The 22,257-nt window shown below is 49.8% G+C and carries 15 protein-coding genes; 1 reads left to right on the forward strand and 14 read right to left on the reverse strand.

Annotation, left to right across the window (positions count from 1 at the left end; genetic code table 11):
* Nucleotides 1-59: 59 nt before the first annotated feature.
* The 6 genes from ATB02_RS14450 to amiC form a co-directional block, all read right to left on the reverse strand.
* Nucleotides 60-1,007 carry a phosphoglycerate dehydrogenase gene (locus tag ATB02_RS14450; protein ID WP_105271800.1) on the reverse strand — a complete coding sequence of 316 codons (948 nt, stop codon included), beginning with the start codon at nucleotides 1,005-1,007 and terminating at the stop codon, nucleotides 60-62.
* A gap of 70 nt (nucleotides 1,008-1,077) precedes the next feature.
* Nucleotides 1,078-1,674, reverse strand: a complete 597-nt coding sequence (locus tag ATB02_RS14455) for a KpsF/GutQ family sugar-phosphate isomerase (protein WP_001089172.1) — start codon at nucleotides 1,672-1,674, stop codon at nucleotides 1,078-1,080.
* Nucleotides 1,675-1,676: 2 nt separating this feature from the next.
* A complete protein-coding gene (locus ATB02_RS14460; protein ID WP_105271801.1) occupies nucleotides 1,677-2,852 on the reverse strand; it encodes a MalY/PatB family protein in 1,176 nt (391 codons plus the stop codon).
* Nucleotides 2,852-4,432 carry a PTS transporter subunit EIIC gene (locus ATB02_RS14465; protein WP_000810571.1) on the reverse strand — a complete coding sequence of 527 codons (1,581 nt, stop codon included), beginning with the start codon at nucleotides 4,430-4,432 and terminating at the stop codon, nucleotides 2,852-2,854. Before ATB02_RS14465 ends, ATB02_RS14460 begins: the two co-directional genes overlap by 1 nt.
* Nucleotides 4,433-4,463: 31 nt before the next feature.
* Nucleotides 4,464-5,288 (reverse strand): PRD domain-containing protein, encoded by an 825-nt coding sequence (locus ATB02_RS14470; protein ID WP_001318021.1) that lies wholly within the window; start codon nucleotides 5,286-5,288, stop codon nucleotides 4,464-4,466.
* Nucleotides 5,289-5,545: 257 nt separating this feature from the next.
* Nucleotides 5,546-6,799, reverse strand: coding sequence for an N-acetylmuramoyl-L-alanine amidase AmiC (gene amiC / locus ATB02_RS14475; RefSeq protein ID WP_000016907.1), 1,254 nt, complete (start codon nucleotides 6,797-6,799; stop codon nucleotides 5,546-5,548).
* A 230-nt stretch (nucleotides 6,800-7,029) separates the two neighbouring features.
* Here amiC and argA point away from each other — a divergent pair, with 230 nt between their 5' ends.
* Nucleotides 7,030-8,361, forward strand: coding sequence for an amino-acid N-acetyltransferase (argA, locus tag ATB02_RS14485; protein WP_000237940.1), 1,332 nt, complete (start codon nucleotides 7,030-7,032; stop codon nucleotides 8,359-8,361).
* 237 nt (nucleotides 8,362-8,598) lie between these two features.
* On the opposite strand, the gene recD is transcribed toward argA, so the two are convergent.
* The 8 genes from recD to ATB02_RS14525 form a co-directional block, all read right to left on the reverse strand.
* The gene (gene recD / locus ATB02_RS14490) at nucleotides 8,599-10,425 is read right to left on the reverse strand and encodes an exodeoxyribonuclease V subunit alpha (RefSeq protein ID WP_000775992.1); all 1,827 of its coding nucleotides are present in this window, start codon (nucleotides 10,423-10,425) and stop codon (nucleotides 8,599-8,601) included.
* Nucleotides 10,425-13,967, reverse strand: a complete 3,543-nt coding sequence (gene recB / locus ATB02_RS14495; protein WP_105271803.1) for an exodeoxyribonuclease V subunit beta — start codon at nucleotides 13,965-13,967, stop codon at nucleotides 10,425-10,427. The genes recD and recB overlap by 1 nt, the downstream gene beginning before the upstream one ends.
* Nucleotides 13,960-16,848 carry a pitrilysin gene (gene ptrA, locus ATB02_RS14500; RefSeq protein ID WP_105271804.1) on the reverse strand — a complete coding sequence of 963 codons (2,889 nt, stop codon included), beginning with the start codon at nucleotides 16,846-16,848 and terminating at the stop codon, nucleotides 13,960-13,962. The genes recB and ptrA overlap by 8 nt, the downstream gene beginning before the upstream one ends.
* A gap of 175 nt (nucleotides 16,849-17,023) precedes the next feature.
* On the reverse strand, nucleotides 17,024-20,392 hold the full coding sequence (gene recC / locus ATB02_RS14505; RefSeq protein ID WP_105271805.1) for an exodeoxyribonuclease V subunit gamma: 3,369 nt from the start codon (nucleotides 20,390-20,392) through the stop codon (nucleotides 17,024-17,026).
* 12 nt (nucleotides 20,393-20,404) lie between these two features.
* The gene (locus tag ATB02_RS14510; protein ID WP_105271806.1) at nucleotides 20,405-20,728 is read right to left on the reverse strand and encodes a prepilin-type N-terminal cleavage/methylation domain-containing protein; all 324 of its coding nucleotides are present in this window, start codon (nucleotides 20,726-20,728) and stop codon (nucleotides 20,405-20,407) included.
* Entirely contained in the window at nucleotides 20,713-21,120 is a 408-nt protein-coding gene (locus ATB02_RS14515) for a DUF2509 family protein (RefSeq protein ID WP_001078401.1), read from the reverse strand. The genes ATB02_RS14510 and ATB02_RS14515 overlap by 16 nt, the downstream gene beginning before the upstream one ends.
* The gene (locus ATB02_RS14520) at nucleotides 21,117-21,680 is read right to left on the reverse strand and encodes a prepilin peptidase-dependent protein (protein ID WP_105271807.1); all 564 of its coding nucleotides are present in this window, start codon (nucleotides 21,678-21,680) and stop codon (nucleotides 21,117-21,119) included. Before ATB02_RS14520 ends, ATB02_RS14515 begins: the two co-directional genes overlap by 4 nt.
* The gene (locus ATB02_RS14525; RefSeq protein WP_000857045.1) at nucleotides 21,671-22,141 is read right to left on the reverse strand and encodes a prepilin peptidase-dependent protein; all 471 of its coding nucleotides are present in this window, start codon (nucleotides 22,139-22,141) and stop codon (nucleotides 21,671-21,673) included. Before ATB02_RS14525 ends, ATB02_RS14520 begins: the two co-directional genes overlap by 10 nt.
* Between the last annotated feature and the right edge of the window lie 116 nt (nucleotides 22,142-22,257).

Below are 22,257 nucleotides of genomic sequence, written 5' to 3' on the forward strand. Positions count from 1 at the left end.
ACCGCAATGTGTTTCACAAATTGCGGTTTTTTTGTACCTGAAATCTTCCTTAGCTGAACTCACAGCACGTTTTTTATCTCCCTTCCTGCAAAGAAATCTATTATCGACCTGGCAACGTATATCCCGGTTTGCTGGTATGACTCAACGGTGGCGGCCGCAATATGCGGCGTTGTAATGATATTCCTGGCATGTAGCAATGGGCTAAATTGCGCTAGCGGTTCAGAGCTAAACACATCCAGCGCTGCAAAAACATTTCGTTCTTCAATTACCTGAAGTAAAGCACCCTCATCCAGCAACTTTCCCCTTGCGGCGTTGATGATAAGAGCACCATTGCGCATCATCGACAAATATTTATGACTAATGAAGTTCTCCAGCTCCGGAGAAAATGGCAAAAGAACGATGATGACATGAGACTGCATAAAGATATCTTCAATTGATACGAACTGAACTCCATCTTTGCCTGCGGCCTGGAAATCGGGTTGTTTGTCAAAAGCTAAAAGCTCAACATCAAAACCAGATAACCTTTTCGCCAGTGTTTTGCCAATATTGCCGTAGCCAAGCAGGCCAATACGTTTACCTTGTAACTCGCAGCCATGCGACTCGCCCCAATAACCATTTTGCATCGCATGATAGCTACCGGGGATATTTCTCATGCTCGCAAAAATAAGACCAATGATAAATTCCGCGACTGCATTTGAATTAATCCCAACAGCATTATTGACCACAATACCTGATTGTCGAGCCGTATAAAGATCAATATTATCAATCCCTGTCCCGAATCTCGATATTATTTTCACTCTTGGTAGTCGCGATAACGTATCCGCTTGATAACAATCTTTTCCGGCAATGACTGCGCAAATAGATTCTCGTAATACTGTGGATTCTGATTTAACCAGATGCTCCACATTATTCTTGATAATAAGGTTAAAATGATTTTCTCTTAGCAGCTTGCTGGCAGAAACACAACGCGCTGAAAAGCTGGGAACGGTGACCAGAACGTTTTTCATAGCTGACACTCACATCAATGAACGCCACCCCAAAAGATGGCGTGACCGGTTACTGTTTTATATTCTAAAATTATGAATTTGCTTTAATACCGAGCGCACCTCCTGGATGATATAAGCCGAAATCAGCACGAGTAAACTTTTTCAATTCGGAGAGCGCAAGCGCCACCGCATCACCAACAACCAGAACGACTGTTGATGAGCATGACGGCGCTAAACCTAAATTATCCGCCTCACTTTTTACGGGAATTTCAACGGATAAATCACAACTTATCGCAAGCGATGAGCGATGACTGCGGGTAAAGGAGATCAAATAATTACCCATTTTTTTCAGACTAGGTAGTGTTGCCAGGATTTCTGTCGTCTCACCACTGTTTGAAATAAGAATAACAACATCATCTTTCGCCACCATCCCAAGATCGCCGTGTACGGCTTCAGTACCGTGAACAAAAAACGAGGGAGTTCCAGTGCTGGCAAATGTTGCGGCGAGTTTTCGGGCAATAATACCGGACTTACCGACACCAATAAAAACAACTTTCCCCTGACAAGACTGTAATACTTTAATTAAATTTGCGACCTCCGAAAGGGGGGAATCAATAACTTCTTCAACTGCTTTATGTTCGTTACGCATAAAATGTTTAATGAGATGGATAAGATCCGTGCTGTTCATTTTTATTTTCCTTGATTAATATTTTTAATTACACTCGCAAGACGCGTAAGCCCCATATATAATTTTTCTCGACCGCAGGCCAGGTTCAGACGAAGGTAGCCCTCCCCCTCCGTTCCATAGACATTCCCCGCCATAATGCCCACTTTGCCTTCATGAATTAATCGACTGTAGAATTCATCAAAGGGATAACCAATAGCAGAGCAATCTATCCACGAAAAATAGCAACCATCAGCAGGCCTTACGATCAATTCTGGAGTATTTTCGTTCAGATACTGCTGGGTGAATTGAATGTTAGAGGCAATATGTGCCTTTAATGACGTTAACCATCCCTCACATTCGTTATAGGCAATAATAGTTGCAATTATATTCAGTACGGATGGGGAGTTTACAAAATCGCGATATCTTGATATCGTTCTGAACTTATGATTAAAATTATCGTCAGTTGAAATCATATACGATCCTGTTAGCGCAGGAACATTAAATGTCTTCGATATCGAATTAAACACCACTACTTTTTCATTTTTTATTTTAAGCGCAGATGTAAAGCTACGATTAAAAACAAAATCACTGTGAATTTCATCTGAACATAACCAGACATTATGTCTTGCACAGCTTGCAGCGATTTTATGCAGATCTTCTTCCGACCAGACGGTTCCTGTCGGGTTATGAGGATTACATAATAACACCATCTTTGCGCTTTGAATCTTAAGATCAAAATCTTGCCAGTTGATAGCGTAGCCCCCCTCATTTTTTATAATCAAAGAGGCTGTCAGAATATTTCTCTCGCTATGTTTAATTATATCAAAAAATGCATTATAGACAGGTGTAAAAACGAGAATATTATCACCATGCGATGTCAATAACTCTATTGCTTTAGCAATGGAGTACATCACGCTTGGGCTATAGGTGATCCATTCTGGTTTGATTTCAGTTTTATATTGTTGATGATACCAATTGACTATCGTATTCAGATAGTCATCATGCTGCCAACGGCTGTACCCTAAAATCGGGTGTTCCAGACGTTTTCTTAATGCCCTGATGATAGCTTCCGGTATCGGAAGATCCATATCTGAAATAGAGAATGGTAATACATCTTTTACACCAAATCTGTCCTCGCAAAAGTCCCATTGGGTACAATATGTTCCTTTGCGGGAAATAGGAGTATTAAAAACATCCATCAGCATATCCCCATGTAGTTATCCATATCCCGACGCAAGGCGATGACTTTAGTACCGATAATGACTTGTAGGGTATTTTGATCAAGTTTAACAACCGCAATTCCGCCAGCTCTTTTTATTGCTGCCTCGTCAATCAATCCCATATCTGCGATTGTTAAACGTAAACGAGTTACGCAATTATCCAGGGATTTAATATTCTCTTTACCACCAAGTGCCTTAACCATCTGCTCCGCTGCTTGCAGCTCTGATTTATCAAGCGTTGGGATATCCGCTATAGCCGTATCCTCATGAGCGTTCAGCGTGACAGGACTGGACTCTTCACGGCCTACCGTCATCAGGTTAAATTTGAGAATAGTCCAACGGAACACAAAGTAATAAATAAAGAAATAGGCCACTTCGACACACACCGCTATTGGCCAACCTGTTCTTGTGCCACGCAATACGCCAAAGCTAATAAATTGAATCAGATCGCCAGTAAATCCCATCTTCACGCCCATATATGGCAAGACCATGTTGGCGAATCCATTCATAAAGGCATGGAAGACAAACAGCAGTGGACTGACAAATAAGAACAGAAACTCAATCGGTTCGCTGACGCCGCCAATAATGACTGTAAGCACCCCGGAAATAAGCAATGCTTTGATAGCTTTTCTGTTTTGAGCATGAGCAGTGCGATACATCGCCAGCGCGGCACCAGCCAGACCATACTGAATCATCAGTTTGCCCTGTTCCATTTTCCCCGCCAAATCCAGCGGAATGACCGCATTCTCTTTGACGTACGCCATAAACATGTTCAGGGTGCCATAATACTCTTCGCCGCCGATCACTGCCGATCCGCCGATGGGGGTAAAGCGGAAAACTGACGTCACCAGGTGATTTAAACCAAAAGGTATCGTCACGCGTTCGGCGACTGCATAGAAAAAATAGCCAACAGGACCGGAAGTTGAAATCCAGTGGCCAATGAGCATGAAAAGATTGAAAAATGGCGGCCAGATAAAAGGGATGATCAGACCAAATCCGCTCATCACAATCAGTGTAATAATAGGCACCAGGCGTGGGCCACTATAAAATCCTAATGATTCAGGAATACGTAAGTTAACGATCTTTTTATACATACTGGCGACTAATAATCCTGCTATAATCCCACCCAACACACTGGTATTGTAGGACTGGATTCCCAGAATAATGGTTTGCCCATGTGTCGACATTTGATCAGCAGCGACCAATAAGTCATGTTGTTTAAGATAAAAGTTCGTTCCCAGATGCATCGCCATGAAACCAATTAAGCCAGAAAAAGCGCCATAGGCTTTATCCTCTTTCTCTTTTAATAACCCCAGAGGTATAGCTATCGCAAACAATACAGGTAAATTGACAAAGGCAAACAAACCAAGGCTAACAATAAAATCAAGAATGGTTTTAATTACGGGAATAGCCAGTAGTGGAATTAATTTTGCCATATCATCGCTGGCTAAACCACTTCCTAGCCCTAACATCATGCCACATACACTTAGCAGAGCGATGGGATACATAAATGCCTTTCCCAGGCTCTGAAAAAAACTCCAGGCTTTCTTTTGTTTCATGCGGGTTATCTCATATAAATGTTATATATAATTAGTCCATTAATACTTTGGTGCGAATAGAGAGATATAGTTTTTCTTCCAAAATCAATTCATATTTAAAAGTGGCGTACAAATACCTTTCAATTTCATGAATTGCGCGCTGTAACAGAATGTCTTTCTCAAGAAACTGTTCATAGAGATCACCAATATCTTTCTGTTTTATTTTTTCATTGCATAATACGCGACTTGAAAAATATTTAAGGTGTATCATGAACCTGGAATAATTAAATGAACTTCTGTCCACCTTTCTGTTATAAACAACTTCAATAAGCCCCGTGATTATTTGCGACAACTCAATAATCCGTACTGATTCATAATCAACTGAATTTTCATAATTATTTAAGATATGCAATGCTATAAAACCAATCTCATCATCAGGAAGTTGAACGCTGAATTGCTCATTAATGATAGTTAATGCATCGCGACTTATCGCATACTCTGCTTTGTACAACGCTTTGATTTCATCAAGGAAAACATTATTAATTTGTATGCCTGAAGCGACTCGGGATATTGCATTCGAAATATGATCAGCAAGAATCAATAGTAGCGATGGATTGAGATTTTTTTCGAGATTGTTCTCCGCATATTGCACTATTTTTTCGGCAACAAAAACATACTCAATATCCACATGTTCAATCAATTTGTAGAGTTTATTTTTTTGTTCATTTCTGACATAAAAAATCCGGTTAGCCGGATGCTCAGGGACCGACATTCCATATTTTTTGTTGTAACCGACGCCAGGCCCAGAAATGATAACCTCCTGTCCATTCATCGATGCCTGTACACAATTATTGTTCATGACTTTTTCGATGATCATTCCATAGCTCCAAAAAAAAAGGCAAGGCACGTCAGAAGTAATAATTACTTCAAACATTGCCTTGCCTGATTTAACAGTTACAAGATGATTAACTAATGCATATACATTACACGGAATTGTGCTTAATTAAAGAGATGGTCGGCTTATTTTTCAAGCCGACATTCAAATATTCGACATCAGTCACAAAACCAACGTCTAATATTCAGGTAAATATTATCTATTCAACGAAATATAAATTCATTGAATAAATAAAAACATTATCCCCTTCTCGCCAGCGTCGCCCCATCGGCAAAATACGCTTTTATCCCTGCGAGGATTGATTCCGCAACTTCCTGCTGGAAGGTTGCCGTTTTCAGTTTACGTTCTTCCTCAACGTTACTGATAAACGCCGTTTCGACCAAAATGGAGGGTATATCAGGCGCTTTCAGCACGGCAAACCCGGCTTGTTCAACCTGATTTTTATGCAGCTTGTTGATTTTACCGAGCTTATTCAACACAGCTTTACCAAACTTCAGACTGTCGGCAATGGTCAGCGACTGCACCATATCGAACATAGTGTGGTCGACATAACGGTCGCCGCTCTTACTCACGCCACCAATCAAGTCCGAGGCGTTCTGAGTTTGCGCCAGATATTTTGCCGCGGTACTGGTTGCACCTTTGGTAGAGAGCGCAAACACAGAGGAACCGCTCGGCTGGCGACTGGTAAAGGCATCGGCATGAATAGAGACAAACAAGTCAGCACGCTGTTTCTGTGCTTTTGCTACGCGCACTTGCAACGGAATGAAGATGTCTTCATTACGGGTCATGTAAACTTTCATATTGCCCTCTTTCTCAATCAGAGAGCGCAAACGGCGGGCAATTTGCAATACCACGTCTTTTTCACGCGTTTTGTATTTCCCCACCGCACCGGAGTCTTCGCCGCCATGGCCAGGGTCAAGCATAATGACAATCGGACGATCGCGCCCTGCTTTGCCTGGCTGCGGGCCACTCTGCGCAGGCGGCACCTGCTTTTCGAGATCGCCTTTATTGTAATCCTCCAGCAGCGCCAGCAGCGGGTCCTGCATGTCCTGAGCATTGGCAGGATAGAGATCCATCACCAGACGCTCTTTAAACCCGGCGACCGGAGCAAGGGCAAACAGCTGCGGTTTTACGTTTTGCTTTAACTCAAAAACCATCCGCACGGTTTGCGGGTCAAACTGCCCGACGCGCGCCGACTTGATGAACGGGTCATCAGCACGAATTTGTGCCGCCATCCCCTTGAGCACTGAGTTCAGGTTTACATCTTCGATATCCACCACCACGCGTTCAGGGTTACTCAACGCGAACTGCTTATATTTCAGCTGACGATTAGATTCTACCGTCACACGGGTGTAGCTGGACGCAGGCCAGACGCGCACCGCCACGACCTGGCTGACCGCAGCCAGACTGACCTGACTTACGCTCAATAGCCACATGGCACCCGCGCCTTGCAGTAAACGACGACGGCTGATTGCTGTGTTGGATCCCGACATGCATCTCCCGAGCAAAAAAATCTAAGCTGTGTAACAAATAAACGACTAATTTGACCGGAAACTTTAGCGAAAGACGCATAATCTGTCATCTAATAAACGGTAAACATTCTTTTTATATTCACGGCATTACTGATAAAAAAGTTGCTCATGCGTAAAATTCGCACTTGCACCCAGTGAAAAAACAGAATAAAAATACAATAATTACGAATAATCATGCAAAGAGGTGTACCGTGGTGAAGGAACGTAAAACCGAGTTGGTCGAGGGATTCCGCCATTCGGTTCCTTATATCAATACCCACCGGGGAAAAACGTTTGTCATCATGCTCGGCGGTGAAGCCATTGAGCATGAGAATTTCTCCAGTATCGTTAATGATATCGGGTTGCTGCACAGCCTCGGCATCCGTCTGGTCGTGGTCTATGGAGCGCGCCCGCAGATCGATGCGAATCTGGCAGCGCATCACCACGAACCGCTATATCACAAAAATATACGCGTGACCGACGCCAAAACACTAGAACTGGTGAAGCAGGCTGCGGGAACATTGCAACTGGACATTACTGCTCGCCTGTCGATGAGTCTCAATAACACGCCGCTGCAGGGCGCGCATATCAACGTCGTCAGTGGCAATTTTATTATTGCCCAGCCGCTGGGCGTGGATGACGGTGTGGATTACTGCCATAGCGGGCGTATCCGGCGGATTGACGAAGATGCGATTCATCGTCAACTGGACAGCGGTGCGATAGTGCTGCTGGGGCCGGTCGCGGTTTCAGTCACTGGCGAGAGCTTTAATCTGACCTCGGAAGAGATCGCCACTCAACTGGCCATCAAACTGAAAGCTGAAAAGATGATTGGTTTTTGCTCTTCACAGGGCGTCACTAATGACGACGGCGATATTGTCTCCGAGCTTTTCCCTAACGAAGCACAAGCGCGGGTAGAAGCTCAGGAAGAGAAAGGCGATTACAACTCCGGTACGGTGCGCTTTTTGCGTGGTGCGGTGAAAGCCTGCCGCAGCGGCGTACGTCGCTGTCATTTAATTAGTTACCAGGAAGATGGCGCGCTGTTGCAAGAGTTGTTCTCACGTGACGGTATCGGTACGCAGATTGTGATGGAAAGCGCCGAGCAAATTCGTCGCGCAACCATCAACGATATTGGCGGCATTCTGGAGTTGATTCGCCCACTGGAGCAGCAAGGTATTCTGGTACGCCGTTCTCGCGAGCAACTGGAGATGGAAATCGACAAATTCACTATTATTCAGCGCGATAACACGACTATTGCCTGCGCAGCACTCTATCCGTTCCCGGAAGAGAAGATTGGGGAAATGGCCTGTGTGGCCGTTCACCCGGATTACCGCAGCTCATCAAGGGGCGAGGTTTTGCTGGAGCGCATTGCCGCTCAGGCGAAGCAAAGCGGATTAAGCAAATTGTTTGTACTGACCACGCGCAGTATTCACTGGTTCCAGGAACGTGGATTTACCCCGGTGGATATTGATTTACTGCCCGAGAGCAAAAAGCAGTTGTACAACTACCAGCGTAAATCCAAAGTGTTGATGGCGGATTTGGGGTAAGTGGTGGAAATCGCCAGATGCGACATGCGCAATGCCTGGAGGCATGATAAACACGCTAGCATCGCATCAGGTATTGACGCTCATCGTCGGATGCGGCGTGAACGCCTTATCCGACCTACATCAAATCAAAGGTGTTGATGGCGGATTTAGGGTAAGCGACGGAAATCGCCAGATGCGCATATGCGCAATGCCCGGAGGCATGACAGGACGCGCATGCGTCGCATCAGGCAATCACGTTTATTCCCGCGAACTAAACAACGCCGCCAGACCACTGCGCCGCTCAGTACGAGTGGCGATTGCCGCACTTAATATGCGCTCATCGGCATACAACGACAGACGGCGACGCGCGCGGGTCACCGCAGTGTAAACCAGCTCTCGCGTTACAACTGGCGTGCGTTGGCTCGGTAAAATCAACGCCGCATGGTCAAACTCCGATCCCTGCGATTTATGTACCGTCATCGCCCACGTGGTTTCGTGTTCTGGCAGGCGGCTCGGTTGCACAGACTTAATATTGCCATCCGGCATCGCAAACCAGACGCGCGTCCCCTGCCCACGATCCAGCGCAATGCCGATATCACCATTAAACAACCCAAGCGCGCTGTCATTGCGGGCAATCATTACCGGCCGGCCTTCGTACCAGCGTGAGTGCGGATGACGATGAATTTTGCGCTTCTGTTGCATAAACTGCTCAATTCGCTCATTCAATCCAGCCACGCCAAACGGCCCTTCCCGCAGGGCGCACAAAAGCTGGTATTCATTGAACGCCTGAATGATTAAATCCGGCTCGGCACGCGCTTGCAGCAGATCCAGATAACGCCCGTAACCCGCAAGAGCCTCCTCAAGCATCGCAATATAGTCTTCGCCGCTCTGTAAAAGCCGTTTTTCGATATCAGTAAAATCCTGCTGAAAAACGGTTTTCACTGCCGTTTTATCACCACGGTTGATCGCCGCAGCTAACTGACCAATGCCAGAATCGCTGCCGAAACGATAGCTTTTTTGCAGCAGGCAGAGACTGTCGCGCAAAGATGCCGCTTCTGTGCCAGTTCCTGACGGAACGTGAGTTCCCGTCAGGCGGCTTAGCTGCCCGGCACGCTCGGCGGTAAAGCCGGCATTGGCATAAGCGCAGATATCGCCCAGCACAGCTCCAGCCTCAACTGAGGCCAGTTGATCGCGATCACCGAGGAAGATCACTCTGGCATGATCGGGCAACGCATCGATCAGGCGCGACATCATGGGGAGATCGATCATTGACGCTTCATCTACCACCAGCACATCAAGATGCAGCGGGTTACCGGCATGATGACGTAAACGCTGGCTACCCGGCTGCGCACCCAGCAATCGGTGCAAAGTGCTGGCATCTTCCGGAATGCGTTTCTTTTGTTCATCGGTCAGCGGTAACTGGCGCAAAGCCTTGCCGAGAGATTCGGTTAAGCGCGCGGCAGCTTTACCCGTTGGTGCAGCCAGACGGATACGGCAGCGTTCGCCGTCTGCCATTTGAATTAACGCTGCCAGCAACTTCGCTACGGTGGTCGTTTTACCGGTGCCAGGGCCGCCGGAAATCACCGAGATCCGCCGCGTCAGCGCCACTGCCGCCGCCACTTTTTGCCAGTTAATTTCATCGCTTACTGGAAAAAGTTTGTCCAGGGTTTGCGCCAGTAGAGCTTCATCAACCTCAATGGCATGATTCACTTCGTTGAAAAAGCGTGCCACTGTGCGCTCGTTACACCACATGCGATTCAAATAAAGACGATCACCACAGAGGATCATCGGCGTTGGTTCATCTCCCCGGCTGACCGCTTGTGAAGCCAGCAAGCATTCTTCCCAATTTTGTAACTCACCGATTTCGCTGACGCAGGTTGCTAACAGCGGATGTGACTCCTCGTTATTTTCCAGTCGTGAGAGCGGTAAACAGACATGCCCTTCCCCGGCGTCGTGGCTTAACAGGGCTGCCGCGAGGGTGACGGCAGGATGTTCATCTCCCGCCACGGTCAGGGCAAATTGCACATCCAGCGGGCGTAGCTGTTTGTGCTCCACAGCTTCCAGTAATTGCTTTTGCAATTTCATTACGCCTCCTCCAGGGTCATACCGGCAAACATCTCATCCATCAGGTCAATCAACCCGGCGTTGGGTCGGGTTGTGTAAATCCCTTGTTGCGGATGTTCTTTATCAACGCCACGCAGGAACAGATAGATAACGCCGCCAAAGTGGCGTTCATAGTCGTAATCAGCAATGCGATGGCGCAGATAACGATGCAGCGCCAGGGTATAAAGCTGATATTGCAGATCATAGCGATGTGCCTGCATCGCCGCTGCCATCGCCTGCTGGGTGTATGCCGAAATGTCTTCACCCAACCAGTTAGATTTATAGTCGAGCAGGTAATAACGCCCTTCGTGGCGAAACACCAGGTCGATAAAGCCTTTTAACATGCCGCGTACCTGCATGAACTCCAGCGGCGGGCAGCCAGCGGATAGCGGATCAAACTGGCGAATTAGTGCATCAAGCTGGCTGGCGATGAGCGGTTCACTAATCGGCAGGTAAAACTCCATCTCCACCTGTTTATCGCGGTCGGAAAGCTGATTCAGGCTAACACCCGTTTCATTGAGAGGTGCCTGGAGGACAGCCGTGATCCACTCGGTCAACACTGGTTCCCACTGCGATTCAAAGCCGCCGAGTTCCAGTTTTTCCTGTACCCAGTTCGGGTCAACCGGCTGGGTAAAATCGAGGTCTTCAAACAAACTGTGCAAGAATGTCCCTGGTGACGCACCACGCGGGAACTGATGCGGTGTTAACGTCGGTTCTTCTACGGTGCTGACCACGCCTGCGGCATCAACATCCAATCGTGGCATCAAATCCTGGGCGATACCGTGACCACGCTGCTGCAAACCTGAATAGCTGGTGACGCGCCAGTTATCGCCAGGCAATCGTTGTAGCGTCCTCGCATTCAGTTCTGCAGTTAAAGCATCATTAACCTGCCAGGGCTGGTTATCACCCGTTTGTGCCGTTTGCCAGGCAATATCATCATCGCATAACGCTTCAATACAGGTGCGAAGCCCTGCCGCATCTTGCGGTTCCCCTTTTTGCAGCAAACGCCCGAGCGCACTTTGGTGGACGTCGGTGTCACCTTTTTTATCGCCACGACGGCGCACCAGCGGTGCAACGCCGAGACTGCAATGCCAAACCGAACGCGTCAGCGCCACGTAAAGCAAACGCAGATCTTCCGCCAGACGTTCGGCCTCCGCGAGGTCGACGCTTTCTGGCGCAGCATTAAGATCCAGAACAGCCTCAAACGAGTGGCGATCGTGATAAAACGCCTGATCCTGGACGCGGAAATTGGTGATAAACGGCAGCCAGACCAATGGATATTCCAGCCCTTTCGATTTGTGGATCGTGACAATCTGCACCAGATGTTTATCACTTTCGAGACGCATTTGTTGGCTGGAGGCATTACTGTCTGGCTCGAGGATATGTTGCGATAACCAGCGTACCAGCGCATGTTCACTTTCCAGCTGCGTTCCGGCTTCTTGTAGCAATTCGCTGATATGCAAGATATCGGTAAGACGCCGCTCACCGCCTGCTGTTGCCAGCAAGTTTTCTGCAATGTTACGCGCCGACATCAGCGCCCGCAGCATCGGCATAACGCCACGTTTGCGCCAGATTTGCCGATAACCATCGAACTCTTCGACTACCGCATCCCACGCATGTTCGTCATTATTCAGCGTTTCAATATCCAGCGCATTCAGCCCCATCATTGACGTTGCCAGCGCACTGCGCAGGGTGTTCTCACGTTCTGGTGTCATCACCGCCTGCAACAGCCAAAGCATCTCCTGCGCTTCCAGAGTTTCAAAAACACTGTCGCGGTTCGAAAGGTAAACGGAAGGGATTTCCAGCAGCGTTAAGGCATCGCGCACCTGAGCGGCCTCCTGGCGGCTGCGCACCAGCACACTGATGTCCGAAGCACGCACCGGACGCGCGTCGTCGCCGTTCATCAGCAACGCTTCGCCCCGCTGTCCGGCTTGTAGCCAGTCGCGGATTTGCGCAGCACATACCTGCGCCATGGTACTTTGATAATCGCCAACGCCGCAGCTTTCGCCTTCCATCAGCCACATTTTCATCGCAGGCTGCGTTTCACCTTTAAATACAAAACGTAACGCCTGATTTTTGCCGGCTGATTTCACTGGAATAAATGGTATTTCGCGAAACATGAACGCGTCATCAGTCTGGCTGAAAAGCTTATTCACGCTGTTCACCATTCCAGGTGCTGAGCGCCAGTTGGTGTCTAAGGTGTAGTGCGCGTGAACTTCATTACGCGCCTTCATATAAGTGAAGATATCCGCTCCACGGAATGCATATATAGCCTGTTTCGGGTCGCCAATCAGCAACAATGCAGTTTCCGGTTGATGGTGCCAGATACGGCGAAATATTCGGTACTGCTGGGGGTCGGTATCCTGAAATTCATCAATCATTGCCACCGGGAATCGCGTACGGATCGCCGCTGCCAACACCTCGCCGCTTTCGCTACGCAGCGCGGAATCGAGCCGACTTAACATGTCATCAAAACCCAATTCGCCACGGCGGCGTTTTTCACGCGCTACTGTTTCGCGGATCTCAGCCAATGCGCGGGTGATCACCAGATCACGGATCGACAATGGTTCTGCAAGCAGTTGATCGATCGCCTCAAACAGTGGATGTCGCGGGGTTTCCCCCCCGGCTTTCGTGCGATCTTCTAAGAAACGCTGAGAGAATTTTTCCAGCGACTCCGGTAACTGATAACTGTTGGTCTCTTCTTCTGCCCAGGCACTGATCTTCTCGATCCATTTAGCCTGATTGCTACGGTTAAACTTGCGTCGATCAATACCAGAAGATTCGATCAGCGCATCCAGTTCACCCACTGCGTCGCGCCACTGCTGTTTTACCGTATCAATACGCGCCACAATTTGCGCGTGGCGGGAAGCCAGCGTTTCATCATCGGGCGGCGGTGCTTTGATAACCGGTGCTTCGCCTTGCAGATAACGATTAATATCGCGCAGCAACGCCTGCGGCCCTTTCCAGGTTTCAAAGACCACCTGGGCAATTTCACGCGGCAGCGGGTAGCAGTGGCGACGCCAGAAATCGGCGCAGGCCTGGTAGCGTAGCAGAGACTCATCTTCAATCAGCTGCTGCTCAAACAGCATGCCGGATTCAAAGGCATTCAAGTTGAGCATGCGCTGGCAAAAACCGTGAATAGTAAAGACTGCCGCTTCATCCATCTGCCGTTCGGCTAACAACAACCACTGCGCGGCTTGCGCTTTATCGTCGATCTCTTCCAGCAGGCGTTCGTACAGTGGATTGTCGGTGGTTTCACGCAGACAGGCGATACGCAACTCGTGAATATTGCTACGGATACGACCGCGCAATTCTGCCGTGGCAGCCTCGGTAAAGGTCACCACCAGCAGTTCTTCAACGGTCAGCGGGCGGGGAAAGGCGGCAGAACCGCCTAGTCCAAGTAACAGGCGCAAATAGAGCGCCGCAATCGTAAAGGTTTTGCCTGTGCCGGCAGAGGCTTCAATCAGGCGCTCGCCCTGTAAGGGCAAGCGCAAAGGATCTAGTGTCTCGGCGACATCACTCATTCTTTTCACTCATCAGGGGCATTGTTTGCTGCAACGCGCTGACGTTCTCCCACACTTTCCAACCTTCAGGATGCACATATTCGGCTTTCCCGTTCTGGCTGCCGGAAATCTGCGACAGAATAGCCATGCCTTGCGGCTCGACCACCGCCTGATGGAAGAAATCAGCAAGTTTTTGCGGCGTCAGCAGTTTTATCTGGGCCACGATTTTATCACGCGAATCGAAGCGCATATTGCCGCGATCGAAATCTTTACTTAACTTCGATGCTTCTTCGCCGAGCGTTTGCGGTGCCTGCAGCATCTGGGTTATTACCGCCTGCTGGATTTGCGCAAACTCTTCTGGCTTCATCGTCCGCAATTTTGCCTCTGCGGTTGGGAAAAACGCCTTGTAACGCTCCCACAAGAATGAAGGCTGTTTATCATTGCTTTGCAACAGGAAGCCCATGCCCCACTGACGTCCCACGCTCATTGGAAACGCAAACACGGCATAGCCCAACTGTTCTTCGGTACGCAACTGATTGTAGAACCACGGCTGTACGATCTGCCCCAGCAGAGAGCTATAGGCTGAGCTGGTGTATTCATCGTAGCCAGTCGGTACAAATACCGCTGCCAGTGCGGAGTCGGTGCTGTTACCGGCTTTTTCAAAGATGACGGATTGTTTTTTATCGACCACGACATCTTTGTTACGACACCACTCCGAACCATCAGCGCCCAACTGTTTTTGCACATCGCGTGCCAGCGTTGTTGCCTGGGCTTCGGTCATGTTGCCAATAACCATAAACTCTGGTCGAGCCCCTGATTTTAAGGCGTCGCGATAGGCCAGCACCTCTTTCAAAGTGATTGAAGGCAAAATTTTGCGCCGTTCATCTCGCGAGAAGTACGGCACTTGCGAGAGCATCTGCGCGGGCATAATCGCCTGCTCGAACGCTTTGCCCTTTTCTGCGGAATCCATCATCTGGTTATACCAGGACTTCGCCTGCTCAAGCTGATCTTCCGTAGCGGTATAGCTAAAGTAGCCCTCCAGCAGAGCCTGGAACAGCTGCGGCAGGCGCTGGGTGTAACCATTGGCATTAACCATAAGGCCGTTGTTAGCATTGGTGGAAAAACTTATGCCACCAACCGACGCCTGGTTGCTTAACTGATCAAGCGCCAGTCCGGCAAGATAATCATTGAGCGCAAACATCACCTGATTGCGGGCGCTGTCCATGGCTTTCGGGTTACGCAAAATCAGGCTGACATCGGCTTTAGGCTCGCTGGCAAAATAACGGCTCGGCGTATACACCACACGCAGATTCGCCTCATCCACAATCAACTCTGGATGGTCGTATTTCTTCTCTGACTTCATCAGCGAGAAATCGTCAGGAATATAAGGGTTAAGCTCCGGTAAGGAGAGCGCAATATTGGCGGCTTTTTTCTGCCAGTCAGCGAAAGTTTGTGGGCTGATTTTATCGACCTGATACGGAGCATCGACAAAATAAGCCGTTTTGTTATGCGGCTCTTTCGGGCTGATATACCAGATACGCGCATTCTGCGGCGTCATCATCGCCAGGCGTTCTTTTACTGCTTTAGCATCGTACCGATCGGCAATATTGACTGCATCCAGCGTATGCTCAACAGGAACGCGAATCATGGTATCTGCCAGCCATTCAACGTAATCCATATCACGGGTGATTGACGGATAACGAAAGTCGATATCCAGCACATTCGCCAGTTCATCGAAGTATTGTTTATCAATCCCTTTTTCGCGTAACAGATTGAGGTAGCTAAAAATGGCCGCCACAACCTGATCGCGATTCGCCAGACCTTTATCGGTTAAAGACGCAGAGATCGCTAATACGCCGCTGTTGCCGTTGACGATAGGATCGGAATTGGCGCTAATGCCCTCAACTAATCCCTGCTTTTGCAGCCAGTCAGAAAGTGTACCTGGGCTGCGATTACCAATCAGATAGGTAATCAATTCATCCGTTTTACTACGGAACTTCGCTGAATTGTTATCGATGCGAAACTCAACGCGCAGAACTTTACGCGGCAGCGCCGGGACGTAATGAATGATAATGCCCTTTTGCGCGTCGGTGACTACCGGCACGGTGATTTCCGGTTTTTTGCTCTCTTTGTTCGGCACGCGACCAAAAGTGTCCGCCGCCATTTTTGCCAACTCCGACAACGGTTTATTGCTGTAAATAACCGCCTTCATCAGATTGGCAGAGTAATATTTCTCGTGGAAATCTTTCAGCGCCTGCTGTACCGGATTGCCGGGTTTATCGCTTAAAGTTTCGAGGTTACCACCAGAAAACTTTGAACCTGGGTGTGCCGGGTTAATGGTTTCTGCGCTGACCTGTGCCATGCGCATCCCATCACGCGTACGCGCCATGGTTAATTCAGCGTTCACCGCATTACGCTCACGTTCGGCGTATTTCTTGTCGAGCAAGGGTTCAGCAATAGCATCGGCCAGGCGGTCTACCGCACCGGGTAAGGCGTCGTTCTCAACTTCCAGATAGAAAGCCGTGCGATACGGTGCCGTGCTGGCATTGTGGCTGCCGCCGTGCATTTTGAGGTATTCAGCCAGACTGTCAGCCTGCGGGTACTTTTTCGAACCCATCAGACTCATATGTTCAAGGTAATGTGCCAGCCCCTGGTACGCCTCGGGATCTTCCAGCGACCCAACGGGCACCACCAGCGCCGAGAGCGATTTAACCGCCTGCGGGTCAGAAACCAGCAAAACCACCATACCGTTATCCAGACGTATAGCCTGATACTGGCGGTTATCTTTATCACTTTTACGGATGGTTTCCTGAATCGGCTGCCATCCCGTTTCTGCCTGACTTAAGGGTGCCCAAAGGGCAACAAACAACAATAATGCTTTGAACCAGGTGCTGCGGGGCATTCACGGACCTCATTATCAACTTTATTTTCTAACCAGATTCAATACGTTAACGAAAATTATCCGGCAGAATTTAATCTTGTGCTGCACGAGTCAGCCTATGTCTATATAACCATCAGTCCGTGACTGGTGCGCATCATAAAGTAAGCAGATGAATTGCGCAATTTTTATACAGCACTCATGACTGATTAAAGCGAAACAGCGGTAACAGGAAACGTTGCGACTGTTCAACGATGGCTTCCATTGTCTCTGGTGTTAATTGCCGCCAGAGCCGTTGATACCAGATATCATCACCTTCTCCACGCACCATCATGTTGCCTTCGTAAGCCTGAAGGAATTTCGTACGGGCTTTCTGCAACGTGGAATCGTCATCCAGCATGGCATCGTTTTGCGCGTCATAACAGGTTTTTAGCCACGCGCCGCCACTTTCAGGTAACACCAGCAGCGGCGTGGACATCCCTTCACGATACCCCTCAATCAGTTCTGAGAGGTAATGTAAAGCCTGTTCGGCTGCAAGCGGCGGAAAACGCCACTCGCCGTCTTTGCGTAGAAAAAGGCGACTTTCACCATTACCACCGCTGGCACAGTAGACAAGGTGTTCCAGCCAAAGTTGCATTCCCTGCGCCACACTTAATAAAGAGGGACGCCAGCGTAACAGGCCATCCGGCTGCACCTGCGGCAACCAACCCGTTATTTGCACACCGTTGCAGGCGAGATCAATTTCCATACTTTGCCCCGGTTGGCGACAGGCAATGACTCTGTCGGCAAGCTGCTGCATCTCCTGGCACTGTGTTTCCCAGAAAATTTCACCAAAAGCGCCATACGGTAAATCCCCTGCCGCCCGGAAGCGACGGAACAAGCGTTCGGCATCATCCTGCTCAACCAGTGCATTCAATAACTGCTGATTGATTTGATAACGGCTAAGCCCTTCCAGAATAAATGGCTCGGTGTCGGGGATTTCGCTGTCTTCGGTACGGAAGTTCACCTGCAAACGCATCTGGAAAAATGCCCGCACCGGATGTGCCCAGAATCGTTGTAGCGTTTCCAGCGGCACGGTTTCCGGTAAGGTAAACGGCAGCGGCTGAACAAATTCAGAATGTGCTTTACCAGCCTGGCTGGCCGCAGGTAGCCATTCACGAGCATAACTTTGTCGTTCGCCTGGCTGGTAGTTTTGCGGATCAAACGGCATTCGGGTATGGAGGCAAGTAAGATGCGCTTTTACCCTTGCCTCGCTTTCATCACAGTTGAGCGCTTCATCGCCCGGTAGATAATGGCTTTGCCCGATGTAGTCGATCAGTTCCTGCACCAGTACCGACGGGAAACGTTCACTGTTATCCTGAATGGAACGCCCGATATAGCTGATATAGAGTTTTTGCTGCGCGGAAATTAACGCTTCCAGGAACAGATAGCGGTCGTCATCGCGACGGCTACGGTCGCCACGCTTCGGTTTCTGACTCATCAGGTCAAAGCCCAATGGCGCAAGCTGGCGTGGGTAAACGCCGTCGTTCATTCCCAGCAGGCACACCACTCTGAATGGGATGGAACGCATTGGCATCAGAGTACAAATGTTAACCGGCCCGGCGAGAAAACGTTGGCTGATACGTTCCTGATCCAGACGTTGTGCCAGTTCATCACGCAATAGTGACAACGGCACCGCGTCGCCATACTGCGCACCTAAACCTTCGGCGATAATCGCCTGCCATTGTTGTTCGATCAGCGTCATCGCCGCTTCGGTTTCCGCATCCGGCAGGAAGAAGGCGTTGAGCATATCGCGACAAACCGGCAACCACTCTTCCAGCGGACGCTCCTGCGCCAGCCCGCGACGCCAGATGTTTAGCTGCATTAGCAGTGAAGCCAGATGCCCCACCAGTTCTGCAATTAAGCCACTCGATTCATCATAAGGCAGAACCGATTGCCACTCGCCCTGCGCGCTCTCCATCGCGTAGCCCAGCAACATGCGCGTCAGGCCAAACCGCCAGGTGTGTTGACCGGTGGCGGGGAGTTCCAGCTCGCGAACGTTATCGTCATCTATCCCCCAACGAATTCCGGACTCGTTGACCCACTGACGTAAATAACGCAGCCCTTCTTCGGTGATGTCAAACCGCGCCGCCAGCACCGGCACATCCAGTAATGCCAGCACGTCTTCCGACACAAATCGGCTGTCTGGCAACGATAACAGGCTGATAAACGCTTCAAGTACCGGATGCGACTGCCGCGCCCGACGATCGGAAATGGCGTATGGCAGGTAACGATCCGCAGGTGCGCTACCAAACACTGCCTGAATAAACGGACTGTAGCTGTCGATGTCGGCCACCATCACGATGATGTCGCGCGGAGTCAGTGTCGGGTCTTCCTCCAGCATTGCCAGCAGGCGATCGTGTAAAACTTCAACTTCGCGCTGCGGGCTATGGCAAACGTGGAAGGTGATACTGTTATCCAGTGGATCAAGCAGGCGTTTGTTATCGCTACGGGAAAACTCTTCGATATTCACACCCGCAACAGCGCAGTTTTCAAGTTCCAGAATGTCAGACTGAATGTTATGCAGCAGGTTATCTGGCGTCACATCGACAAAGGCGTCCAGCTCCTGGCTGCCCTCCAGGTCAGAAAGGAGATAAATGTAGTCGCGCCCCAACTTGCCCCATGAGGCCAACAGCGGGTTGCCGACATCCTGTTCACCATCGCTGTTAAAGAGCTGTCCGGCATTTTCGCTGTCGCGAAATAGCGGTAATTCGCGATCTTCAAAACTGTGTCGGCGCTGACGAGTCAGTAGTTTCGCCAGATAAGCAGGATCTTTAATGTCGCCCCAGTAATAACGGCAAGGGTTGGTAAACAGGAGATGGATTTCAATATGTTTACCCAGCGCCTGTAGCGCCTGGAGATAAACAGGCGGTAACGCGGAAATACCGCATATAAAGACGCGCGAAGGTAGCCCCGGCGGGCAGGTCGTCGCGGACTCCAGCGTTTCGATAAAGCGCTGATAGAGATTGGCGCGGTGCCAGCGCGGTTGCCCGAGTTGATGGGTATATTCCACCAACGCCTTCCACAACGGCGCTTGCCAGGCCTGTGCTTCTCCCAGCCCTTCAACCAAATGTCCTATTTCCCACTGTGCCAGCCAGTCCGGACGATAGACCAGATACTGGTCAAACAGGTCCGCCGCTTTTGAAGAAAGCTGGAACAGTTTTCGCTTGTCGCTATCGTCAGTCAGATAATGCCGCAACAGGGTAAAGTCTTCGCGCTCCAACAATTGCGGCAGCAGAGTCATCAGTTTCCAGCTCATGCTCTGTTTGTTAAAGGCGCTCTCTTTGGGGATCTCCGGTAACACCCGGACGAACATATCCCAGATAAAGCTCGCTGGCAGCGGAAAATCAATGTTTGCCGCAATACCAAACTTTTGCGACAGGGTCATTTGCAGCCACTGCGCCATACCGGTACTTTGCACCAGAATCATCTCTGGTTCGAAAGGATCGTCCAGCCGTTCGCGTTCGACAATAAACTCCATCAACGCTTCCAGCACGTCCAGACGATTGGAATGGTAGACCCTTAACATAGCGACTCCTGACTACTGACGATTCGGGCAATGCAGGCGGGTCATCTCGCCTTCTCTGCCCCCGGGTGAAACTAGCGTAACGCTGATGCTGACACATCCCGCCTGCGATGTCTGCATTCGGTTGACCTGCCAGTGGGCAGGTGGCGAATTCGCGCGCAGTTGCGTTTGCTGCCAGCCATGCCGCCAGAGCTGTTGGTACTGGTTTCTACTGGCAAGACTGTTCATTAATGTTCGCTGGAAACCCGATAACGCAGTGACAATTATCACCATCAACACCATCGCCAACATTACCTCTGGCAGGCTAAAGCCTTGTTGATTCTTCAGGGAAGCTGACATAACGCCCTCTCTTTCAGCGGACAAAAATCGCTCCAGCCGCGTGGCGAAAAAACAATGTTTCCATCGATGACTTCGCCTGTTCGCCACAACGAAACGCCTTCATAACCGGCAATCAATAAGGCTTCATTATCTGCCAATAAACGCAGACAAACCCGGGCACCGGTGGCTGCGTACAGTAAGCACTGAACTGCGGGCTGCGTCTGCCAGGCGTGCATTTTTCCCCACTCCAGCGTCGACTGAACGATGGCCTGGCGGCGCAATGACTGACTTTCCATGCTCACGCGAGAGGCAAAACTGCGATCCTGCTGACTCATTCCTTGCAATAGCAAGCTACCCAAAACCAGCAGCATAAGGACCAGAGCCAGTGACGAAACACCCTTTTCGCGGTTCACAGGTTGAATCCTGTCACGCTATAGCTGGCATCCACCACGGTTTGCGGTTCAGACTTACTGGCAGCATGCATATTAACCGTCAACACCGGCGAGAAACCGCTGACATCCTGTCGGGTAACCTGAAAAGTGTCGATAATGATGGCATCCGGATTAGTGACTTTATCCCAGCCCTTACCTTCACAGGATGTCGCACCGCGTAGCGTTTCCAGCACATGCTCCTTCACACGAAATGCAATCTGGTCAGACTCTTTTACCGGATCGCGATCCCAGATACCGTTACTGTTCGCATCCCACTGCACAATGATACAGTCACCCTGTCCGACAATTTCCAGCCCTTCGCCAGTACAGTTGCCATGACAATAACCCGCCCTCTGGAGATGCTTCGCGACAGTAAAGACCCGCAGCCAGATTTCATCTTCCAGCGCCAGCTTACGGGTGCTCGTTAAACTTTCATGCTGTAACGCGGGCAGAAAGCGTGCAGCCCCCAGCAACAATACGCTACTGATCGCCATAGCAATCAACACTTCCAGCAGAGAAAAACCTAGCTCTTTTACAGGCATCCTTCTGTTTCTCCTTGCTGACAAAGCCGGAGTCTTCCCCACGGCGAAACCACCAGCCACCACTCGCCCGTTGAGTTTTTAAAGCGAATATGCCCGGCCCATGCGGTATTGCGCAGGCCAAAGAAAGCAAGCGAAGGTGTCAGGTCGCTCATTTCGACTTCGGGCCAGCGTGGCACAAAGACCAATGGTGAACTGCCATGACAGGTATTGGCCCCAGCCGCGGAACTCACAAGGCACCATAACGCCCCCTCCCTGATAACGCTGATACTGTGGTCGCGGTTATGCCAGTTGGCATCTTCACGTAAATAGAGCAAATAGTCCCGCGCCTGGCTGGCGGTTTGCCATAGCCGTTGCGACTGCTGCCAGTATTGCCAGCCATAGAGTCCACTTGCGCTTAGCATGACCAGAATCAGCATCGCGACCAGCGTTTCAATCAGCGTATAACCACGTTGTGTTTTCATGCCGGCAGTATGGAGCGAGGAGAAAAAAAGACGAGGGCCAGTTTCTATTTCTTCGGCGCATCTTCCGGACTATTTACGCCGTTGCAGGAGGTTGCAAAATTTCGGGAAGGCGTCTC

Origin of the sequence: Escherichia sp. MOD1-EC5189, from assembly GCF_002966045.1 — a bacterium.
Taxonomy (GTDB): Bacteria; Pseudomonadota; Gammaproteobacteria; order Enterobacterales; family Enterobacteriaceae; genus Escherichia; species Escherichia coli_F.

What these genes read in the sequence shown, in the direction of transcription:
- ATB02_RS14465 (WP_000810571.1), bottom strand. Translation starts at nt 4,432, where the DNA reads ATGAAACAAAAGAAAGCCTGGAGTTTTTTTCAGAGCCTGGGAAAGGCA.
- ATB02_RS14525 (WP_000857045.1), bottom strand. Translation starts at nt 22,141, where the DNA reads ATGAAAACACAACGTGGTTATACGCTGATTGAAACGCTGGTCGCGATG.
- ATB02_RS14450 (WP_105271800.1), bottom strand. Translation starts at nt 1,007, where the DNA reads ATGAAAAACGTTCTGGTCACCGTTCCCAGCTTTTCAGCGCGTTGTGTT.
- ATB02_RS14455 (WP_001089172.1), bottom strand. Translation starts at nt 1,674, where the DNA reads ATGAACAGCACGGATCTTATCCATCTCATTAAACATTTTATGCGTAAC.
- recC (WP_105271805.1), bottom strand. Translation starts at nt 20,392, where the DNA reads ATGTTAAGGGTCTACCATTCCAATCGTCTGGACGTGCTGGAAGCGTTG.
- ATB02_RS14510 (WP_105271806.1), bottom strand. Translation starts at nt 20,728, where the DNA reads ATGTCAGCTTCCCTGAAGAATCAACAAGGCTTTAGCCTGCCAGAGGTA.
- ATB02_RS14470 (WP_001318021.1), bottom strand. Translation starts at nt 5,288, where the DNA reads ATGATCATCGAAAAAGTCATGAACAATAATTGTGTACAGGCATCGATG.
- amiC (WP_000016907.1), bottom strand. Translation starts at nt 6,799, where the DNA reads ATGTCGGGATCCAACACAGCAATCAGCCGTCGTCGTTTACTGCAAGGC.
- ATB02_RS14460 (WP_105271801.1), bottom strand. Translation starts at nt 2,852, where the DNA reads ATGGATGTTTTTAATACTCCTATTTCCCGCAAAGGAACATATTGTACC.
- ptrA (WP_105271804.1), bottom strand. Translation starts at nt 16,848, where the DNA reads ATGCCCCGCAGCACCTGGTTCAAAGCATTATTGTTGTTTGTTGCCCTT.
- recB (WP_105271803.1), bottom strand. Translation starts at nt 13,967, where the DNA reads ATGAGTGATGTCGCCGAGACACTAGATCCTTTGCGCTTGCCCTTACAG.
- ATB02_RS14520 (WP_105271807.1), bottom strand. Translation starts at nt 21,680, where the DNA reads ATGCCTGTAAAAGAGCTAGGTTTTTCTCTGCTGGAAGTGTTGATTGCT.
- recD (WP_000775992.1), bottom strand. Translation starts at nt 10,425, where the DNA reads ATGAAATTGCAAAAGCAATTACTGGAAGCTGTGGAGCACAAACAGCTA.